11 protein-coding genes are annotated in these 15,263 nt (G+C 66.3%); 6 read left to right on the plus strand and 5 right to left on the minus strand.

Going from position 1 to position 15,263, the window contains the following annotated elements:
- Window positions 1–7: 7 nt before the first annotated feature.
- The 3 genes from OVA31_RS16200 to OVA31_RS16210 are packed head-to-tail and all read right to left on the minus strand — an operon-like array spanning window position 8 to window position 4,407.
- Window positions 8–2,023 (minus strand): NAD(+) synthase, encoded by a 2,016-nt coding sequence (locus tag OVA31_RS16200; RefSeq protein WP_267627629.1) that lies wholly within the window; start codon window positions 2,021–2,023, stop codon window positions 8–10.
- A 17-nt stretch (window positions 2,024–2,040) separates the two neighbouring features.
- Window positions 2,041–3,198, minus strand: a complete 1,158-nt coding sequence (locus OVA31_RS16205; RefSeq protein ID WP_267627630.1) for an acyl-CoA dehydrogenase family protein — start codon at window positions 3,196–3,198, stop codon at window positions 2,041–2,043.
- A 12-nt stretch (window positions 3,199–3,210) separates the two neighbouring features.
- Window positions 3,211–4,407 (minus strand): acyl-CoA dehydrogenase family protein, encoded by a 1,197-nt coding sequence (locus OVA31_RS16210; RefSeq protein ID WP_267627631.1) that lies wholly within the window; start codon window positions 4,405–4,407, stop codon window positions 3,211–3,213.
- A 332-nt stretch (window positions 4,408–4,739) separates the two neighbouring features.
- On the opposite strand from OVA31_RS16210, the gene OVA31_RS16215 reads away from it, so the two are divergent.
- The 4 genes from OVA31_RS16215 (at window position 4,740) to OVA31_RS16230 (ending at window position 9,794) form a co-directional block, all read left to right on the plus strand.
- Window positions 4,740–6,074 carry an MFS transporter gene (locus OVA31_RS16215; RefSeq protein ID WP_267631563.1) on the plus strand — a complete coding sequence of 445 codons (1,335 nt, stop codon included), beginning with the start codon at window positions 4,740–4,742 and terminating at the stop codon, window positions 6,072–6,074.
- 123 nt (window positions 6,075–6,197) lie between these two features.
- Window positions 6,198–7,331, plus strand: coding sequence for a thiolase family protein (locus OVA31_RS16220; protein ID WP_267627632.1), 1,134 nt, complete (start codon window positions 6,198–6,200; stop codon window positions 7,329–7,331).
- A gap of 16 nt (window positions 7,332–7,347) precedes the next feature.
- The gene (locus tag OVA31_RS16225) at window positions 7,348–8,112 is read left to right on the plus strand and encodes an SDR family NAD(P)-dependent oxidoreductase (protein ID WP_267627633.1); all 765 of its coding nucleotides are present in this window, start codon (window positions 7,348–7,350) and stop codon (window positions 8,110–8,112) included.
- Window positions 8,109–9,794, plus strand: a complete 1,686-nt coding sequence (locus tag OVA31_RS16230) for a class I adenylate-forming enzyme family protein (protein WP_267627634.1) — start codon at window positions 8,109–8,111, stop codon at window positions 9,792–9,794. The genes OVA31_RS16225 and OVA31_RS16230 overlap by 4 nt, the downstream gene beginning before the upstream one ends.
- A gap of 153 nt (window positions 9,795–9,947) precedes the next feature.
- Here OVA31_RS16230 and OVA31_RS16235 read toward each other — a convergent pair whose 3' ends face one another.
- Window positions 9,948–11,198 carry an HNH endonuclease gene (locus tag OVA31_RS16235; RefSeq protein WP_267627635.1) on the minus strand — a complete coding sequence of 417 codons (1,251 nt, stop codon included), beginning with the start codon at window positions 11,196–11,198 and terminating at the stop codon, window positions 9,948–9,950.
- 653 nt (window positions 11,199–11,851) lie between these two features.
- Window positions 11,852–13,093 carry an acyl-CoA dehydrogenase family protein gene (locus tag OVA31_RS16240; protein ID WP_267627636.1) on the minus strand — a complete coding sequence of 414 codons (1,242 nt, stop codon included), beginning with the start codon at window positions 13,091–13,093 and terminating at the stop codon, window positions 11,852–11,854.
- Window positions 13,094–13,212: 119 nt separating this feature from the next.
- Here OVA31_RS16240 and fabG point away from each other — a divergent pair, with 119 nt between their 5' ends.
- Both fabG and OVA31_RS16250 read left to right on the plus strand, forming a co-directional pair.
- Window positions 13,213–13,971: a 3-oxoacyl-ACP reductase FabG gene (gene fabG, locus OVA31_RS16245; RefSeq protein WP_267627637.1), complete on the plus strand. Its 759-nt coding sequence runs from the start codon at window positions 13,213–13,215 to the stop codon at window positions 13,969–13,971.
- 49 nt (window positions 13,972–14,020) lie between these two features.
- A complete protein-coding gene (locus tag OVA31_RS16250) occupies window positions 14,021–15,259 on the plus strand; it encodes an acetyl-CoA C-acetyltransferase (protein WP_267627638.1) in 1,239 nt (412 codons plus the stop codon).
- The last annotated feature ends 4 nt before the right edge of the window (window positions 15,260–15,263 follow it).

The raw sequence follows: 15,263 nt of genomic DNA on the forward strand, positions 1-15,263 counted from the left end.
GGTCGGCTCACAGGCTGTCGAGCCAGGCCCGTGAGCTCGCGTCGGACGGCGACCGCCAGTCGCCACGCGGCGACAGCGACCCGCCGGAACCGATCTTCGGACCGTTGGGCATCGCGGTGCGCTTGAACTGATTGCTCATGAACCGCTTGAGGAAGACGGTGAGCCATTGCTCGATGGTCGTCGGGTCGTACTGATTGCGCCGCTGGGTGACGATCATCTCCGACCACGCGCCGCGTTCACGGTCGCCCCATGCCTGTGCCGCCAGGTAGGCGATCTTCGCCGGGCGATAACCGAATCGGGTCAGGTAGTACAGGAAGAAGTCGTGCAGTTCGTACGGTCCGACGGTGTCCTCGGTGCTCTGGATCGCGCCGTCGTCACCGGCCGGGACCAACTCGGGGGAGATCACGTCGTCGAGGATCTCGGCGAGGGTGTCGGTGGTCTCCTGCGTGTAGGCACTGGTCGTGATCATCCACCGGATGAGGTGTTGGATCAGGGTTTTCGGTACCGACGAGTTGACGTTGTAGTGCGACATCTGGTCGCCGACACCGTAGGTGCACCAGCCCAGTGCGAGTTCGGAGAGATCGCCGGTGCCGAGCACGATGGCGCCGTGGTGATTGGCCAGCCGGAATAGGTGCGACGTCCGCTCGCCTGCCTGGACGTTCTCGAACGTGACGTCGTAGACCTTTTCGCCGCGGGCGTAGGGATGCCCGAGGTCGGCGAGCATCTGTTCGCAGGACGGACGGATGTCGAGTTCCGTGCCGCTCACCCCGAGCGAGTCCATCAGCACGTGGGCGCGACGTAATGTCGCGGTGCCGGTGGCGAATCCGGGCATCGTGTACGCGAGGACGTTCTGCCGCGGCAGGCCGAGGCGATCGAAGGTGTCGACGGCGACCAGTAATGCCAACGTCGAGTCGAGGCCGCCGGAGACGCCGATGACGATCTTCTCGATCCCGGTGGCTCGCAGCCGAGCCGCCAGACCCTGCACCTGGATGTTCCCGACCTCGCGGCAGCGGAAGTCGCGATCGGCCGAATCGGCGGGGACGAACGGGAATCGCGGCACCTCACGGCGCAGGGTGTCGTCGACCTCCTCGATGGCGCCGAGTCGGAACCGGATGCGGCGCAGCGGTTTCAGATCGCCGGCATAGTCGCCCACCTGGTCACGCAGGCTGATCATCCGCATCCGCTCCTGCCGGAGCCGATCCAGATCGATGTCGGCGGTGATGCGCTGATCGGTCATCGAGAACTGTTCGCTGCGGGCCAGGAGGGTGCCGTTCTCCGAGATCAGCGCGTCGCCGTCCCAGGCGAGGTCGGTGGTCGACTCGCCGAATCCCGCGGCCACGTAGATGTGCGCGGCAACGCACCGGGCGGAATGGCTGGTGCACAGCGACTTCCGGTACGATTCCTTGCCCACGGTGACCGGGCTGCCGGACAGGTTCGCCAAGACCGTTGCGCCCGCGAGGGCCGCCCAGGTGCTCGGGGGGATGGGCACCCAGCCGTCCTCGCAGATCTCCACGTGCACGGCGAAGCCGGGGAGGTCGTCGGCCTCGAAGATGAGATCCGGACCGAACGGCACCTCCGCGCCCAGCACCGTGGCGGTGGTGACGGCGGCGTCGCGCGCTGCGGAGAAGTATCGCTGCTCGTAGAACTCCCGGTAATTCGGCAGATACGACTTCGGTACGACGCCGAGGACCTCCCCGTCGTGGACGATGGCCGCGCAGTTGTAGAGACCGTCGCCGACCACCAGTGGCAGCCCGACGGCGATCAGCGGGCGCAATCCCGTGCTGGCCTCGACCACCGTCCGCAGGCCGACCAGGCACGCATCCAGCACGGCGTCCTGCTGGACCAGGTCGTCGATGCTGTACCCACAGAGCCCGAGCTCGGGGAACACCACCAGAGCGGCGCCGTCGTCGGCGGCAGCGCGGAGTGCATCGACCGTTCGTTCGGCATTGCGCGCCGGGTCGGCGATGGAGACGGTCGGAACCGCCCCGCTCACCCGCGCGAATCCGTGCTCGTAGACAGACACACCCCGAGCCTAATGGGTCAGAGGCCGAGGTCTTTCGCGATGATCGTCTTCATCACCTCATTGGTGCCGCCGTAGATACGCGAGACCCGGGTGTCGGCGTACAGCCGGGCGATCGGGTATTCGACGATGTAGCCGTATCCGCCGTGCAACTGCAGGCATTTGTCGATGACGCGTCCGGCCGTCTCGGTGGCGAACAGCTTGGCCCGCGCCGCATCCGGTACGGAGAGTTCGCCAGCGTTGTGCAGTTCGAGGGCGCGGTCGACCAGATGTCGGATCGCCTCGACCTCGGCCGAGCATTCCGCGAGGACGAATTTCGTGTTTTGGAACGACGCCACCGGGCGACCGAAGACGTCACGTTCCTTCGTGTAGTCGAGCGCGTGCTGCACGGCGGCGGCCGCGGTCGCCGAGGCGCCGATGGCGATGGTGAGCCGCTCCTGCGCGAGATTGTGCGTCAGGTAGGAGAACCCGGCGCCCTCCTCGCCGAGACGGTCTTCCACGGGCACCTTCACCGAGCTGAACGACAGTTCGGCGGTGTCGGAGGCCTTCAGTCCGATCTTCTCGAGTTTGCGTCCGACCGTGAAGCCTTCCGACGCGGTGTCGACCACCAGGATCGACAGCCCGGCGCGGCGGTTCTCGGTGTCGTACGGCGACGTCCGGCACACCACCAGAACCCGGTCGGCGAGCGCACCGCCGGTGATGAACGTCTTGGCGCCGTCGAGGATGTAGTGGCTGCCGTCCTCGGACAGTTTCGCGGTGGTCGAGATGTTCGCCAGATCCGATCCGGTGCCCGGCTCGGTCATCGCGATGGCGAACATGATGTCGCCGGAGCAGAATCCGGGGATCCAGCGCTGCTTCTGATCGTCGGTCGCGTGCTCCATCAGGTACGGCAGGATGAGGTTGCTGTGCACGGAGTAGCTGCCGAAGGTGACTCCCGCCGCCGAGGTCTCCTCGGCGATCACCATCGAATAGGTGAAGTCCGCGACGCCGCCACCGCCGTATTCCTCGGGTGCTTCGATCCCGAGCACGCCGAGATCGCCGAGCCGGTTGTAGAACTCCCGCGGTGGGTGACCCTGCTTCTCCCATTCGTGGTACTCAGGTACCACTTCCTTGGCGATGAAGTCGCGGATGGTCTTGCGAAAGGTCTCGTGGTCGTCGGTGAAGATGCTGCGCTGCATGTGTTCTCCCCTTTACTGCTCGCGGTAGTCGCGGAGTAGTCCTTTGCTGATGATCTGTTTCTGGATTTCGCTGGTGCCTTCGCCGATGAGGAGGAAGGGGGCTTCGCGCATCAGCCGTTCGATCTCGAATTCTTTCGAGTAGCCGTAGCCGCCGTGGATGCGGAAGGAGGCCTGGGTGACCTCGGCGCAGTATTCGCTGCACAAGTATTTGGCCATGCCGGCGGCGACGTCGTTGCGTTCGCCGGAGTCTTTGAGGCGGGCGGCGTTGACCATCATCAGATGCGCGGCTTCGACCTTGGTGGCCATCTCGGCCAGGGAGAACGCGATCGCCTGGTGTTCGGCGATGGGTTTGCCGAAGGTGGTGCGCTGCTGGGCGTACCGGACGGCGAGCTCGAAGGCCCGCTGACCCACGCCGCAGGCGCGGGCCGAGACATTGACGCGGCCGACCTCGACACCGTCCATCATGTGGGCGAAGCCGCGACCGGTGACTCCGCCCAGGACATCGGTGGCGGGTGCGCGGTAGCCGTCGAAGATGAGCTCGGTGGTGTCGATGCCCTTGTAGCCCATCTTGTCGATCTTGCCGGGGATGGTCACCCCGGGCAGGACCTCTCCGAAGCCCGCAGGTTTCTCGATGAGGAATGTGGTGAGGTTCTTGTGCGGCTTGTCGGCCCCCTCGTCGGTCCGCACCAGGGCGGCGACGAGGGTGGAACTCGCTCCGTTGGTGAGCCACATCTTCTGGCCGGTGATCGAGTAGTCGCCGTCGTCGGTGCGCTTGGCCGTCGTCGTGATGGCGGCGACGTCGGAACCGAGTTCGGGTTCCGACATCGAGAACGCGCCGCGGATCTCGCCGGTGGCCATGCGCGGCAGGAAGTGCTGTTTCTGCTCGTCGGTGCCGTGCTGGCGGATCATGTAGGCGACGATGAAGTGGGTGTTGATCACACCCGATACGCTCATCCACCCGCGGGCCAGTTCCTCGACGCACAGTGCGTAGGTCAACAACGACTCACCCAGCCCGCCGTACTCCTCGGGGATCATCAGACCGAACAAGCCCATCTCGCGCATGCCGTCGACGATCTCCTGCGGATACGTATCCGCATGCTCGAGCTCCTGCGCCACCGGAATGATCTGTTTGTCCACAAACCGGCGAACATTCGCCACGATCTCGGACTGGATCTCGGTCAATCCCAGAGTTTGCGCGAGACGGGTCATCTGACCTCTTCTTCGGTCGGCGGGTTCTTGTCGTCAGGGCGCTCGTCGGTGGCCCAGGCACACCGGTGAACCCTCTCAGCATGCCTGCCGGACGTGCGCGATGGAATGACGCGATCGGCTATCGATGCGTTAGCGGGAGCCAATGATGCGTGGTCGCGGGATGTGCGCAGACGACTCATAGGCAGTGACAGTCTCACTCTTCGCCGAACGGACATTGTTCGCGATCGCGACGGAACGCTTCAATCGAGTCGGTGTGACCCACGCCACCATCTCCGACCTCCCCTCGCATTGCTGAAGGAGACTCCATGCCGACCACCAAAGCCGATCCGGACATGGCGACCCAGGACTTTCCCGCGTCGACCGCGTTGCGCGACCGCGCCGGTTCACCACGAAAGGCGTGGGGACTGACCTCGCTACTGGTGGCGCTGTATGTCATCAACTACGCCGACAAGGCAGTGCTGGGCATCATCGCCCAGCCGCTCGCCGACGAACTCGGTCTGCGGTCCTCGCAGATCGGTTTGGTCGGCAGCCTGTTCTTCCTGACCTTCACGATCGGCGGATTCTTCGCAGGCGCTCTGAACCGGTGGTTCTCGCTCCGGTGGGCGCTGGTCTTGCTGGCGCTGTGCTGGGCATTCGCGATGCTGCCGCTGGTCGCCGTTGCGGCCTTCGCGGTGCTCATCGTGAGCAGGTTGCTCCTCGGATTCGCCGAAGGACCCAGTTCTGCGTTGCTGCACACCGCGGCGTACTCGTGGCATCCGCCGGCGAAGCGCGCGCTGCCGGGCGCTCTGCTGGCCGGCGCCGCCTCCATCGCGAAGATCGCCATCGCGCCGATCCTCGCGCTGGTCACCGTGAACCTCGGTTGGCGCGCGGCCCTGGTGACGCTCTCGGTAGCGGGTCTGTTGTGGTGTGTCGTGTGGCTGGCCACCTGGCAGGACGGGCCGTACATCTCCGGTGCCAAAGGCTCTGCCACGAGCGCGACCACAACGGCGGGCGAGGAACCCGCTGTCCCGTGGGTGCGGATCTTCACCTCCCGGACGTTCATCGGCGGCGCTCTGCTGGTGATGAGTGTGTATGCCCTGGTCACCGTGGTCCTCACCTGGCTGCCCTCCTATTTCGAGGTAGGTCTCGGCTACAGCCGGTTGCAGGCGGGCTCGATGTTCGCGTTCCCGTCGATCGTCGGACTGGTGCTGATGCTGGTGACCTCTGTCGTCGCCGACCGCCTGATCTCGCGGGGTGCGACCTCGCGAAAGGTTCGGGTGATCGTGCCGTCCGTCGGCGTGCTGATCTCCGGGGTCCTGCTGTTCCTACTGCCGTCGATCGGTACCCCGGCAGTCGCCGTGCTGGTCGTCTCGGTCGGCTACGGTTTCGCGACGACCGTCTTCCCTCTGATGAACGCCGCGATCTCGGAGATCTGCCCGCCGCGTCAGACCGCGGGCACCCTCGGCGTGTTCCTGGCGATCATGGCGATCGGCGGCCTCGTCGCGCCGTATGCCACCGGTCTGATCGTCGATGCGGCGGCCACTCCTGCGCAGGGGTACGCCACCGCATTCCAGATCCTCGGACTCGTCGCGTCGGTATGCGCGGTGATCGCGCTCGTCCTGGCCGATCCCGAACGCGACAAGATGCTGGTCCGGCGAGGCCTGGTGGACGAAACGACCCGCCCATAGGTTCGGGCTATCCGTCCGTGAGCGTGAATCGACTTGTGATCCACCGTGCTTCATGGTCGATTCGAGTGGGGCCCGATGACCTCAGCGCAGCAATCCGATCCACCGTCAGTAGAAGGAAGTCCCATGCGTGATGCAGTGATCGTCGACGCCGTCCGCACCCCGATCGGACGTCGCCGCGGCGCCCTGTCGGGAATCCACCCCGCCGATCTGTCGGCGCACGTACTCGAGGCCCTCGTCGAACGCGTCGGCATCGACCCGTCGGTGATCGATGACGTGGTCTGGGGCTGCGTCAGTCAGACGTCCGAGCAGGCGACCAACATCGCCCGCACCGCCGTCCTCGCTGCCGGCTGGCCCGAATCGGTGCCCGGCACCACGGTCAGCCGGGCCTGCGGATCGAGCCAGCAGGCAGTCAGCATGGCTGCGGCGGCGGTGATCTCCGGTCAGCAGGACGTCGTGGTCGCCGGTGGCGTCGAGTCGATGAGCCGGGTGCCGATGGGGAGTGCGGCGCCCGACGGCGAGAATCAGCCGGCCACGGTGCTCGACCGATACGGGGTGGACCGCTTCAGTCAGGGGATCGGGGCCGAGATGATGGCCGAGAAGTGGGCACTGAGTCGAACCGCCCTCGACGAGTTCTCCCTACGGTCCCATGAGCTCGCCGCGACCGCCGCCGACAACGGGGCCTTCGACGGGCAACTCGCGCCCATCACGGGGGTCCTCGAAGGTGACGAGGGAATCCGCCGTGGGGGCACGCTGGAATCGATGAGTACGCTCAAGCCTGCCTTCAAAGACGACGGGGTCATCCACGCGGGCAATGCCTCCCAGATCTCCGATGGTTCCGGCGCGCTGCTCGTGATGGGCGACGACACGGCGAAGAAACTGGGAGTCTCGCCGATCGCGAGGGTGCACACGGCGGTGGTCGCCGGCGACGACCCGGTCATGATGCTCGCCGGACCGATCGCGGCGACTGCGAAGGCGCTCAAGCGTTCGGGCCTCGCGATCAGGGACATCGGCGCTTTCGAGATCAACGAGGCCTTCGCCCCGGTTCCGCTCGCGTGGCAGATCGAGACGGACGCTGATCCGGAACGTGTCAATCCGCTCGGCGGTGCCATCGCCGTCGGCCACCCGCTGGGTGGTTCGGGAGCGATCCTGATGACGAGGCTGATCCATCACATGCGCGACAACGGAATCCGCTACGGGCTGCAGTCGATGTGCGAGGCAGGCGGTATGGCCAACGCGACCATCGTCGAACTCGTCTGAAACACGAAGGAACACAATGGAACTCAAAGGTCAGTCCTTCGCCGTCACCGGCGGCGCATCCGGATTGGGGCTGGCGACGGCGAACCGCATCGTCGACGCAGGCGGGCAGGTCACGTTGATCGACCTGCCCACCTCCGACGGCGAGGCCGTCGCAAGCGAACTCGGATCGTCGGCGAGCTTCGCCCCGGCCGACATCACCGATCGTGAGCAGTTCGCCGCCGCCCTCGACGTCGCCGACGAGCGCGGCGGTCTGCGGGGGCTGGTGCACTGCGCGGGCGCCGGGCGGCGGATGCGCGTGCTGGACAAGGAGGGCAAAGCGGGATCGCTCGAGGACTTCGAGTTCGTGATCAACCTGAACCTCGTCGGATCGTTCAATGCCCTCTCCTTGGGGGCCGAGCGGATGGCGCGGCTCCACGAGCTCGACGGCGAGCGCGGCTGCATCGTCCTCACGGCCTCGGTGGCCGCCTTCGAGGGCCAGATCGGTCAGATCAACTACAGTGCCTCGAAGGCAGGCATCGTCGGCATGACGATCGTCGGAGCGCGCGACCTGGCGAGCAAACTCATCCGGGTCAACACGATCGCACCGGGCACGATGGACACGCCTCTGCTGGCGCGGCTGCGCGACGACGTCCGCGCGTCGCTCGCGGCCAGCATCCCGAATCCGTCTCGCCTCGGCAAGCCGTCGGAGTTCGGGCAACTCGCGGTCTCGATCCTCGAGAACAGCTATCTCAACGGCGAGACGATCCGCCTCGACGGAGCGATCCGGATGGCACCGCGATGAGTGATGCATCGACGAAGGTCCGAGGCGGGGCCACTGAGCCTCACGGGTCAACCGAACTCCACTATCCCGACGTCCCGGTGGCGGCGCTGCCGCCGAGTATGGCGCGGATGTACGGCGATCGGGCGGCTGTGGTCGACGGTGACCGGGTGTTGAGTTACGACGAACTCGACGTCGAAACCGGGCGGGTCGCAGCGGCATTGCGAGCGTCCGGGGTCGACGATCGCGACGTGGTCCTCCTGCATCTTGCCAACAGCATCGAGTTCGTCGTCGCGTACTACGGTTCGCTGCGCGCCGGGGCGACGGTCACTCTCGTCAATCCGCTCCAACCGGTTCCCGGCTTGCGGGCGCAGCTCGCCGAAACGGGTGCGGTGGCCGCGTTCACGGGAGCCGAGCAACTCGAACGTCTGCTCGACGCGGCACGCGAAACCCGCCTTCTCGCCGTGGTGCTGGCCGAGCCCGACGCGCCGTCGGCACCCGTTGGGGTGGCGACGCTCGCGGAATTCACCGCGGGCCAATCCGTCGCCCCGGCCACGTCGGTGACTTCCGCCGACGTCGCGCACCTCGCTTTCACAGGCGGCACCACCGGGGTCTCCAAGGGTGTTCAGGTGTTGCACCGCAACGTGATCGGAAATGTCACCCAGATGATCGGATGGCGCGCCGGGCACGCGGTGATCGAGGGCGACGACGGGTACGTCCAGCTCCGATCGCGAGGTGGCGAGAGTCGGGGAGTGGTCCCCGGCGACGCCGCCACCGTCGTGGTGTCGCCGCTGTTCCACGCACATGCCCTCATCAACATGTCCTTCCTGCTGCTCTGCGGTGCCACCCAGGTGCTGGCGGGACGGTTCGATCCGGCGAAGATGCTCGGTCTGATCGAACGTCATCGCGCCACCTACATCACCGGCAGTCCGGCGATGTGGCACGCGTTGGCCACGCACCCGGACGTCGCGAACCGTGACCTGTCGTCGGTTCGGGTGGTGTCATCGGGCGCTGCACCGATCGACCGGGTCACGCTCGAACTGCTGCAGGCGGCATTCCCCTCGGGGGCGGTCGTGGAGGGCTACGGACTCACCGAGGCAACGTGTCTGGTCTCGTCAGCGCCGCTGACGAGTGACGGTGAATATCGGCTCGGCAGTGTGGGTTTGCCGACATTCGACACCGCGATCGAGATCCGCTCGGTCGATGACCCGCACACCGTGCTGCCGGCGGGCGAACGTGGTGAGCTGTGGGTCCGCGGACCTCAGGTCACCGCCGGCTATCTGGGTCACCCCGAGATCACGGCCGCGCAGTATCTCGACGGATGGCTCGACACCGGCGACATCGCCTACCGCGACGACGACGGGTACCTCTACATCTGTGACCGCGCCAAGGACATGCTGATCTACAAGGGCTACAACGTCTATCCGCGGGAACTCGAGGAGATCCTGGTCACGCATCCGGATGTTGCTTCCGCGGCCGTGGTCGGGCGTGCGGCGGGCAGTGTCGGTCAGGAGCCGGTCGCGTTCATCGTGCCCAAGGACGGCCACGTGATCGACGAGGAACTCGTCCGCGGTTTCGTCGCCGAGCAGGTGTTGCCGTACAAGAAGATCCGAGACGTCATCGTCGTGGACTCCCTGCCGACATCGGCGGCGGGCAAGATCCAGAAGGTCGCGTTGCGCGAGCTGCTGACACCCACGGCCCGCTGATCGAGTGGCGTCGGTTGCCACTCGATCAGCGGCGGCCATGCATGTTTCACACTGTGGAGTTGTCAAGGAACGGTGCGGTGTTCGCCGCTGATCGGGTGGTTGTCTGCCGGATCGGCGTTGCTGACGGGGAGTGTGCTTGAGGAGGAAGCCTTTTCAGGCAGCAGCGGGTAGCTTGTCGACGGTCATGGTGCGCCGGTTGTGGGCGGCAATGGGTTGTCGTCGTGGGTCGACGGTGGCCGGTGGGATGAGCCAGGGGTGTTTGTCGATGCCTATCGTGACTTCCCAGCCATTGTGGTGGACGTCGGCGTGACATGACGGGCACAGCAGACAGCCGTTGGCCACAGTGGTCTCGCCGCCGTCGGCCCAGTGCACGATGTGGTGGGCCTGGGTGCGGGTGGCCGGTGCACCGCATTTGATGCAGCAGCGATCGCGGACATAGAGCGCCTTGCGCATCGCGGCCGTGAGCAGTCGCTTGTCGCGGCTGATGTCGAGGGGAACCTTCTCACCGTCGACGATGACAGTGGTGACGGTGGCATCGCACGTCAGTTGCGCCAGGGTGGATTCGGTGACTGATCCCATGAACTGCAGCGATGCCTGGATCGGTGCCTCGGCGGGCACCGTGATCAGTACCTGCGTACGTGGTGCCGATGCCGTATCGCCGCCGCGGGAGGCGATGTCCAACAAGGCTTCCAGGGCGTCGGCGTGGCGACGTTGGGTGGAGCGGGCGTCGGGCGAGCCGTCGGGTTCGGGCCGTGGAGCGCCGAGTTCTTCCATCGCTGCCCGAAACTTCTCACCGACCTCGGTGTCGAGGTCGGCGCGTACCTGCAGACGGCCGTCGCTGTCGGCAGCATGGGTGAGGGCATTGATCGAACGGTCCTCGGCGGCGGGCAACCCACCGTCGGTGGTGGCGGCGAGCTCGTTGCCGATCACCCTGGCACGGGCGGTGATCTGGGCGGGAGTCGCACCGGAGAAGAACTGGCCGAGCAGATCGGTCACCTGCCCGTGTCGGGTGTCATCGTCGACCGGCTCGGGTGATCGCTTCGCGATGTGGGCGATGCCTTGCACGATCCCGTCGACGTGCTCGGCCGACACGGCGCCGTCGGCGGCGTGAGCGTGCGCAGTGGGCAGCGAGTCTGTGGATGTTGCGATGCGGATCAGGCGTGCGGCTACGGCGGGTGCGAAGCCCATGACGATCAACAGTTCTCGTGTCTTTCGGCCGTGACTCTTGGCAACGCCCAGACGCTCCAGCGCGCCGACCATCTGCGCGGCGTGATGGTCGATCAGATTGCGCAGGATGAGGAAGATGCGCATGGCCTCGACCGCGTCGGGACCGGACAGATCGTCGTGGGGTCCGAGGTCGCGGACGGAGTCGGTGATGGCGGGCAGGTCCATCAGGGTGGTCATGTGCAGCCTTTCAGATAACGCGGATGCGGTTGCAGGGCATCGTCATCGTTGTCTGTGGTCGATCAGGACTGGGTGTTCTGTGGTCGACCGGCTGTCATCATTTCGGCTTGGTGGAACCAGACTATCGGTGGGTACCGACAAGATCGGCGGGGGATGTGAGGTCTGTCCACATGGTCGGGATCCGCGACAACCGCATCGGGTGACACCGATTCGTCGGCATCACGCAATGGTCGAGTGTCTGCCGCCTCGGCCGGTGAGGGAACTCAACCGTGGTGGTCATGTGCAGCCTTTCAGATAACGCGGATGCGGTTGCAGGGCATCGTCATCGTTGTCTGTGGTCGATCAGGACTGGGTGTTCTGTGGTCGACCGGCTGTCATCATTTCGGCTTGGTGGAACCAGACTATCGGTGGGTACCGACAAGATCGGCGGGGGATGTGAGGTCTGTCCACATGGTCGGGATCCGCGACAACCGCATCGGCGGCATCGATTCGTCGGGATCACGCAATGGTCGAGTGTCTGCCGCCTCGGCCGGTGAGGGAGCCCCACCGTGGTGGCCATTGCAGCTCTCGGAGAACGCGAATGCCGAAACCAGACCATCGGCCGCCACCTACAAGATCGGCGAGAAAGGTGAATCGAGTTCGAGCGGCGGCAATCAGCCCCGCTGCGCTCGCTTCACCAGATTCCGGCCGATGATCAGCCGCTGGATCTCGCTGGTGCCCTCGTACAGTCGCAGCAGGCGGACGTCACGATAGATCCGCTCCACGGGCACGTCGCGCATGTAGCCACTGCCGCCGTGAACCTGTACGGCCAGATCGGCGACCTTGCCGACCATCTCGGTGCAGAAGAGCTTGGCCGCCGACGGTGCGATCCGTCGGTCCGTCTCGTCGACCCACGCGCGTGCCGCATCGCGCACCATCGCGCGTCCGGCCATCACGCCCGCCTGCTGATCGGCGAGCATGGCCTGTACGAGTTGGAACTCGCCGATCGCGGTGCCGCCCTGGGTGGCGGTGGCTGCCCACGTCACCGATTCGTCGAGAGCGCGCTGCGCGGTACCGACCGATAGAGCCGCGATGTGGACGCGGCCTCGTGCCAGCGAGGTCATGGCTGCTCGATAGCCGACGTCCTCGCTGCCGCCGACGAGCGCTGAGGCCGGCACACGGACGTCGTCGAAGTGGACATCCGAGGTCCATGCGCCCTCCTGGCCCATCTTGCGGTCCTTCGCGCCGATGGTGATGCCCGACGTCTCCGCGGGAACCAGGAACACCGCGATCCCGGTCCCGTCGGAGTCGGCCGGGCGGGCTGCCGATTGAGCCCGCTCGCTTCGCTCCCGGCGCTCGGTTCGCGCGAACACTACGAACAGGTCGGCCAGCGGGGCATTGGTGATGAATCGCTTCTCGCCGGTGATCACCCAGTCGGCGTCATCCCCCGATCCGTCGCGAACCGCCTTGGTGCGCAGTCCGGCCGGGTCCGAGCCCGCGCCCGGCTCGGTGAGCGCGAACGAGGCGACCACCTCTCCAGAGGCGATCTTCTCCAGCCAGGTGCGCTTCTGCTCATCGGTGCCGAAGCCGACGAGCACCTGGCCGGCGATACCGTTGTTGGTGCCGAACATCGACCGGAGCGCCAGCGACGTGTAACCGAGCTCCATGGCCAGTTCGACGTCCTGGGTGAGGTCGAGGCCGAGGCCGCCCCACTCCTGCGGGATCGCGTAGCCGAACAGGCCCATGTCCTTCGCGGTGGCCCGGATGTCGTCGGGGATCGCGTCGGCGTCGAGGATCTCCTGCTCACGCGGGACGACCTTCTCGCGGACGAACTCACGCGTGGCGGCGAGGATGTCCGCGAAGTCTTCGGCGGACACCTGGGAACTGGCAGCTGCTGTGTTCATGACACCGGTCATCCTCCCACTGTGGCGTCCTCGACGGGCGCGGTCCACTACGAACTCGCTACTGCAGGCATAGCCGCTTCGAATGGATCGGCCGGGATCGATTCGGTGCGCGGGCCGGTAGATTCCGTCATATGGACTCTTCTGCACCCAACACCCTCCTGGACGGGCGCACCGCGGTCATCACCGGTGGTGCGCAGGGCATCGGACTCGAGATCGCACGGTCGTTCGTCGACGCGGGTGCACGCGTGGTGCTCGGCGACCTGAACGAAGAAGCCGCCCAGACTGCGGTGGAGAAGCTCGGCGGCACCGACGTCGCGCGCGCCGTGCGGTGCGACGTGACCGACTCCACCAGCGTCGATGCGCTCCTGGCCGCGGCCGTCGACGGCTTCGGTTCGCTGGACGTGATGGTGAACAATGCCGGCATCACCCGTGACGCGACGATGCGCACGATGTCCGAAGACGACTTCGACCTGGTGATCTCCGTGCATCTCAAGGGAACGTGGAACGGTACCCGCAAGGCCGCCGCGATCATGCGCGAGGCCAAACGCGGTGCCATCGTGAACATCTCGTCGCTGTCGGGCAAGGTCGGGATGGTCGGGCAGACGAACTATTCGGCCGCCAAGGCGGGCATCGTGGGCATGACCAAGGCGGCGGCCAAGGAGATGGCACATCACGGGGTACGGGTCAACGCGATCCAGCCCGGTCTCATCCGGTCCGCCATGACCGAGGCCATGCCGCAGAAAGCGTGGGACCAGAAGATGGCCGAGATCCCGATGCAGCGGGCAGGCGAGGTCGGTGAGGTCTCTTCCGTCGCTCTCTTCCTCGCCTCCGACATGTCCTCCTACATGACCGGCACCGTGCTCGAGGTGACCGGCGGGCGCTTCATGTGAACGCAGCTCACCGCCGACATCGTGGTTCGTCGAATTCGAAAGGCTTGCAATGAGAGACACCGTCTTACGCGACGTGGTGATCTGTGAACCCGTCCGCACCCCGATCGGCCGGTACGGCGGCATGTTCAAAGACGTCACCGCCGTCGAACTCGGAGTGACCGCGTTGCGCGGCATGCTTGATCGGACCGGGCTCGCGCCGGATGTGGTCGAGGATGTGGTCCTCGGGCACTGCAACGGCAACAGCGAGGCGCCGGCCATCGGCCGGGTCATCGCCCTCGACGCAGGCCTGCCGATCACGGTGGGCGGCATGCACATCGACCGACGATGCGGCTCGGGACTGCAGGCGGTCATCCAGGCCGCGTTCCAGGTCGCGGCCGGCGACAACGAGGTCGTGGTCGCCGGTGGGACGGAATCGATGAGTAATGCGTCGTTCTACTCCGTCGACATGCGCTGGGGAGGCGCCCGAACCGGTATCGCCATGCACGACAGCCTGGTTCGTGCCCGGTCCACCGCGGGAGGGCAGAACTACCCGGTGCCCGGCGGCATGATCGAGACCGCGGAGAATCTCCGCAAGGAGTACGAGATCTCGCGCGAGGAACAGGACGAACTCGCCGTCGAGTCGCACCTGCGTGCGGTGCGGGCGCAGAAAGACGGCATCCTCTCCGAGGAGATCATCCCGGTGACCGTTCGCAGCCGGAGTGGTGATCAGGTCATCGACACCGATGAGCATCCGCGTCCCGACGTCTCGCCGGAATCCCTTGCCAAACTCAGGCCGATCATGGGGAAGACCGACCCGGACGCGACCGTCACCGCAGGCAACGCCAGCGGACAGAACGACGCGGCGGCCATGTGCATCGTGACCACACCCGACGTCGCTGAGAAACACGGTCTGCGCCCGCTGGTGCGGCTGGTGTCGTGGGCAGTCGCCGGGGTCCCACCGCGCACGATGGGTATCGGGCCGGTGCCGGCCACCGAGAAGGCCTTGGCCAAGGCGGGTGTGACGCTCGCCGACATCGACGTGATCGAGCTCAACGAGGCCTTCGCCGCGCAGGCACTGGCGGTGACGCGCGAGTGGGGTTTCGGACGGTTCGGTACCGGTGGCGACTTCGACCGCACCAACGTGCACGGGTCGGGGATCTCGCTGGGCCATCCGGTCGGCGCGACCGGCGTGCGCATGCTCGCATCCCTGGCCCGCGAGATGGTGCGCAACGAGGCCCGCTACGGGCTGGAGACGATGTGCATCGGCGGCGGCCAGGGTCTGGCGGCGGTTTTCGAGCGAGTCGTCTGAGCCC

The sequence above is a fragment of the Gordonia sp. SL306 genome (assembly GCF_026625785.1).
Classification (GTDB): Bacteria; Actinomycetota; Actinomycetes; order Mycobacteriales; family Mycobacteriaceae; genus Gordonia.

Bases quoted from the DNA above. Each gene is read 5' to 3' on its own strand.
- OVA31_RS16230 (WP_267627634.1), top strand. From the start codon at position 8,109: ATGAGTGATGCATCGACGAAGGTCCGAGGCGGGGCCACTGAGCCTCAC.
- OVA31_RS16210 (WP_267627631.1), bottom strand. From the start codon at position 4,407: ATGACCCGTCTCGCGCAAACTCTGGGATTGACCGAGATCCAGTCCGAG.
- fabG (WP_267627637.1), top strand. From the start codon at position 13,213: ATGGACTCTTCTGCACCCAACACCCTCCTGGACGGGCGCACCGCGGTC.
- OVA31_RS16250 (WP_267627638.1), top strand. From the start codon at position 14,021: ATGAGAGACACCGTCTTACGCGACGTGGTGATCTGTGAACCCGTCCGC.
- OVA31_RS16235 (WP_267627635.1), bottom strand. From the start codon at position 11,198: ATGACCACCCTGATGGACCTGCCCGCCATCACCGACTCCGTCCGCGAC.
- OVA31_RS16205 (WP_267627630.1), bottom strand. From the start codon at position 3,198: ATGCAGCGCAGCATCTTCACCGACGACCACGAGACCTTTCGCAAGACC.
- OVA31_RS16240 (WP_267627636.1), bottom strand. From the start codon at position 13,093: ATGACCGGTGTCATGAACACAGCAGCTGCCAGTTCCCAGGTGTCCGCC.
- OVA31_RS16220 (WP_267627632.1), top strand. From the start codon at position 6,198: ATGCGTGATGCAGTGATCGTCGACGCCGTCCGCACCCCGATCGGACGT.
- OVA31_RS16215 (WP_267631563.1), top strand. From the start codon at position 4,740: ATGGCGACCCAGGACTTTCCCGCGTCGACCGCGTTGCGCGACCGCGCC.
- OVA31_RS16225 (WP_267627633.1), top strand. From the start codon at position 7,348: ATGGAACTCAAAGGTCAGTCCTTCGCCGTCACCGGCGGCGCATCCGGA.